Source organism: Mycobacterium sp. E136, from assembly GCF_001666865.1.
GTDB lineage: Bacteria > Actinomycetota > Actinomycetes > Mycobacteriales > Mycobacteriaceae > Mycobacterium.
This window is the reverse complement of sequence record NZ_LZJE01000207.1, coordinates 1-4,771: the sequence shown is the minus strand read 5'-3', so window position 1 is coordinate 4,771 and position 4,771 is coordinate 1. Positions and strand designations below refer to the sequence as shown.

The 4,771-nt window shown below is 68.4% G+C and carries 3 protein-coding genes and 1 pseudogene; 3 read left to right on the top strand and 1 reads right to left on the bottom strand.

Annotation, left to right across the window (positions count from 1 at the left end):
* The 3 genes from scpA to lipL all read left to right on the top strand — a co-directional run.
* Window positions 1–2,198 (top strand): methylmalonyl-CoA mutase (gene scpA / locus A5698_RS13515; RefSeq protein ID WP_068297486.1); only part of this gene is annotated, 2,198 nt, incomplete at its 5' end.
* Window positions 2,199–3,191: a methylmalonyl Co-A mutase-associated GTPase MeaB gene (gene meaB / locus A5698_RS13510; protein ID WP_068297483.1), complete on the top strand. Its 993-nt coding sequence runs from the start codon at window positions 2,199–2,201 to the stop codon at window positions 3,189–3,191.
* 47 nt (window positions 3,192–3,238) lie between these two features.
* Window positions 3,239–4,513: an esterase/beta-lactamase LipL gene (gene lipL, locus A5698_RS13505; protein ID WP_068297479.1), complete on the top strand. Its 1,275-nt coding sequence runs from the start codon at window positions 3,239–3,241 to the stop codon at window positions 4,511–4,513.
* Between the two features lie 17 nt (window positions 4,514–4,530).
* On the opposite strand, the pseudogene A5698_RS13500 reads toward lipL, so the two are convergent.
* Window positions 4,531–4,771: pseudogene (locus A5698_RS13500) on the bottom strand (hypothetical protein); the annotation flags it as partial.

Genomic DNA, 4,771 nt, shown 5'->3' with positions numbered 1-4,771 from the left:
GTGCGGAGGCGCCGACCGAGGAAGCCGTCACCGCGCACGTCGAGGCGGCCGCCGCGGCACACGGATACGGCGCCGATCAGGTGGACTGGGTGACGCCGGAGGGCATAGACGTCAAACCCGTCTACATCGGCGCCGACCGCGATGCCGCCGTCGCCGCCGGCTATCCGCTCGACACCTTCCCGGGTGAACCGCCGTTCGTGCGCGGGCCGTACCCGACGATGTACGTCAACCAGCCGTGGACCATCCGGCAGTACGCGGGCTTCTCCACCGCGGCGGAGTCCAACGCGTTCTACCGGCGCAACCTCGCCGCGGGCCAGAAGGGCCTGTCGGTCGCGTTCGACCTGGCCACCCATCGCGGTTACGACTCCGACCACCCGCGGGTGCAGGGCGATGTCGGAATGGCCGGTGTGGCAATCGATTCCATCCTCGACATGCGCCAGCTCTTCGACGGCATCGACCTGTCCACGGTGTCGGTGTCGATGACGATGAACGGCGCCGTCCTCCCGATCCTGGCGCTGTACGTCGTCGCCGCCGAAGAGCAGGGCGTGCCGCCGGAGAAGCTCGCCGGGACCATTCAGAACGACATCCTCAAAGAGTTCATGGTCCGCAACACCTACATCTATCCGCCGCAGGCGTCGATGCGGATCATCTCCGACATCTTCGGCTACACCAGCGCCAAGATGCCGAAGTTCAACTCGATCTCGATCTCCGGCTACCACATCCAGGAAGCCGGTGCGACAGCCGATCTCGAGCTGGCCTACACGCTGGCCGACGGTGTCGAGTACATCAAGGCGGGTCTCGACGCCGGGCTCGACGTCGACAAGTTCGCACCGCGGCTGTCGTTCTTCTGGGGCATCGGCATGAACTTCTTCATGGAGGTCGCCAAGCTGCGGGCCGGCCGGCTGCTGTGGAGCGAGCTGGTCGCCGAGTTCAACCCGAAGAACCCGAAATCGCTCTCGCTGCGCACACATTCGCAGACGTCGGGCTGGTCGTTGACCGCGCAGGATCCGTTCAACAACGTCGCCCGCACGTGCATCGAGGCGATGGCGGCCACCCAGGGACACACCCAGTCGCTGCACACCAACGCGCTCGACGAGGCCCTGGCGCTGCCCACCGACTTCTCGGCCCGCATCGCCCGCAACACCCAGTTGCTGCTGCAGCAGGAGTCGGGCACCACGCGCCCGATCGACCCGTGGGGCGGCTCGTACTACGTCGAGTGGCTCACCCATCAACTCGCGACCGCCGCGCGGATGCACATCGGAGAGGTCGTCGAGCACGGCGGGATGGCCCAGGCCATCTCCGACGGCATCCCGAAATTGCGCATCGAGGAGGCCGCCGCGCGCACGCAGGCGCGGATCGACTCCGGGCAGCAGACCGTGATCGGCGTCAACAAGTACCAGGTCGACGAGGACCACGAGGTCGAGGTCCTCAAGGTCGAGAACAGCCGGGTGCGCGCCGAGCAGATCGCCAAACTCGAACGGTTGCGTTCCGAACGCGACCAGGCCGAGGTGGACGCCGCGCTGGCCGAGCTGAGCCGGGCGGCGGGCACCCGCGAGGCCGCGGGCGGCGACGGGCTCGGCAACAACCTGCTCGCCCTGGCGATCAACGCCGCGCGCGCCAAGGCCACCGTCGGCGAGATCTCCGATGCGCTCGAGCGGGTTTACGGGCGCCACGTCGCCGAGATCCGTACGATCGCCGGCGTCTACCGCGATGAGTTGGGGGGGAACGGCGTCAGCAACATCACGAAAGCCACCGACCTGGTGCAGAAGTTCGCCGAAGCCGACGGTCGCCAGCCGCGCATCCTGATCGCGAAGATGGGCCAGGACGGACACGATCGCGGGCAGAAGGTGATCGCAACCGCGTTCGCCGACATCGGATTCGACGTCGACGTCGGCTCGTTGTTCTCCACGCCCGAAGAGGTCGCGCGGCAGGCGGCTGACAACGACGTGCACGTCGTGGGCGTCTCATCGCTGGCGGCCGGGCACCTCACCCTGGTGCCCGCCCTGCGCGAGGCTCTCGCCGAGGTCGGCAGGCCCGACATCATGATCGTCGTCGGCGGGGTCATTCCGCCGGGCGACTTCGACGAGCTCTACGCCGCGGGCGCCACCGCGATCTTCCCGCCCGGCACCGTCATCGCCGACGCGGCGGTCGGCCTGCTGCACAAGCTGGCCGAGCGGCTGGGCTACCGCCTCGACTAGATGGCCGACCGGACCGCCGACCTCGCGGCCGCCGTGGTGGACGGCGACCGTGCCGCCCTGGCGAGGGCCATCACGCTGGTCGAGTCGACGCGCGCCGACCACCGCGAGCAGGCGCAGGAACTGCTGCTGAAGCTGACCCCGCACGCGGGCAGCTCGCTACACGTCGGGATCACCGGGGTGCCCGGCGTCGGCAAGTCGACGACGATCGAAGCGCTCGGCATGTACCTGATCGAGCAGGGTCACCGCGTCGCGGTGCTGGCCGTCGACCCGTCGTCCACGCGCACCCGAGGCTCGATCCTGGGTGACAAGACCCGGATGGCCCAGTTGGCCGTGCACCCCGACGCCTACATCCGCCCGTCGCCCACCTCGGGAACGCTGGGCGGGGTCGCCAAGGCCACGCGCGAGACGATCGTGTTGTTGGAGGCGGCAGGGTTCGACGTGGTGCTGGTCGAGACGGTCGGCGTGGGCCAGTCCGAGGTGACGGTCGCGAACATGGTCGACACGTTCGTGTTCCTCACCCTCGCCCGCACCGGCGACCAGTTGCAGGGCATCAAGAAGGGTGTGCTCGAACTCGCCGACATCGTCGTGGTGAACAAGGCCGACGGTGAGCACGCGATCGAGGCCAAGCGGGCAGCGCGTGAGCTCTCCGGTGCGATCCGCCTCATCTATCCGCGCGAAACACTCTGGCGCCCACCGGTTCTCACGATGAGCGCGCTGGAAGGAACCGGCCTCGAGGAGCTGTGGGCGACGGTGCTCAAACACCGCGACGTGCTCACCGAGGCGGGGGAGTTCGAGAGTCGGAGGCGCGCCCAGCAAGTCGAGTGGACCTGGTCGATGGTGCGCGATGCGGTCCTCGACCGGGTGCTGTCGAATCCGAACGTGAAGCGGGTCCGCGCCGAGATCGAGCGCCAGGTGCGCGACGGTGAGCTCACGCCCGCGCTTGCTGCGCAGCACTTGCTCGATGCCTCTGACGTGAGTGAACCTAACAAATAGGTAACGCCAGGTTTATTTGCCGGGGCTACGAGTAAATTGAATAAATTGTGACGGGTGTCAACTACCGGGAGCGCAGCGTCGCGCTTCCGCACGGTGTCCAGGGCGCGGCGGATTCCAACTTCGCGTGCAGCTTGCGGGCTTTCTCGCGATTGTTCCCCGGTCGCCGGTACGGCGGCGGCGCGCTGACGATATACCTTCACGGTGAGCCGGTCGTCGACATATGGACCGGCTACTCGGACCGCCGCGGCACCCAGTTCTGGAACGCCGACACCGGCGCGATGGTCTTCTCGGTCACCAAGGGGCTGGCGTCGACCGTCATCCACCGCCTCGCCGACCGCGGCCTGATCGACTACGACACCCCGGTCGCCGAATACTGGCCCGAGTTCGGCGTGAAGGGCAAGGCCGCCATCACGGTGCGCGAGCTGATGCAGCACCGGGCCGGCCTGTCACACCTCAACGGGTGCACCAAGGCTGAACTGCTCGACCACCGCGCCATGGAGCGGCGAGTCGCGGCCGCGTCCGTCAACAAGCTGCTGTTCGGCCATCAGGCCTATCACGCGCTGACCTACGGCTGGCTGATGTCCGGGCTGGGCCGCGCGATCACCGGTAAGGGCATGCGCGATCTCATCCGCGAGGAATTGGCCGAGCCGCTCGACACCGACGGCCTGCACCTGGGCCGGCCACCGGTCGACGCGCCGACCCGCGCCGCGCAGATCCTCGCGCCGCAGGGCGCGATGGCCAACCCCGTCTTCAACTTCGTTGCCCCGCGCGTCGCGGCGCTCGGGGTCTCCGGCATCTTCGGCTCGATGTACTTCCCCGGCATGAAATCGGTGGTCCAGGGTGACACCCCGTTCTTGGACGCCGAGATCCCGGCGGCCAACGGCGTCGCGACCGCCAGGAGCCTGGCCAAGCTGTACGGTGCGATCGCCAACGGCGGCCGCATCGAGGGCAAGCAGTTCCTCTCCGAGGAGCGGGTCGCGATGCTGACCGGGCGGCCGAGCTATTGGCCGGACCGCAACATCGTCATGCCGCTGAGCTTCAACCTCGGGTACCACTCGCTGCCGGTGCCGCCGGGATTGATGCCCGGCTTCGGCCATGCCGGGCTCGCCGGGTCGGTCGGATGGGCCGATCCGAGCAGCGGGTTGGCGTTCGGCTTCGTACACAACCGGCTGTTGACGCGAATGGTGCTGGACCAGGCGACGTTCGCCGGCCTCGGCGTCTTGATCCGGCGCGATGCGGCGCGGGCGCGCAGGCGCGGCTATCAGACGGTGCCCGATCTGGGTGCGCCGTTCTGCGGAGTGTCCAGGCCCGTCGCGGGGTAGCCGCTCGGTCTAGGCGGTCACTGGGACGCGCTGCTGAACCACTTGGTCTTCTGGCGCCAGGACTCGGCCGAGGTCAGCGCGAATCCCGCGCCGCACATGCAGGCGAAGACCCAGACCATCGTGGTGCCGCCGTCGTGCTGCTGCAGCGCCGGGATATAGGCCGTCAGCAGCCGCACCACGCACGCGGCGATGCCCGCGGCGGACGAGATCAGGTAGACGTTGGCGATCTTGCGCGACCGCGGATCCCTGCGCAGCACC

Bases quoted from the DNA above. Each gene is read 5' to 3' on its own strand.
- meaB (WP_068297483.1), top strand. From the start codon at position 2,199: ATGGCCGACCGGACCGCCGACCTCGCGGCCGCCGTGGTGGACGGCGAC.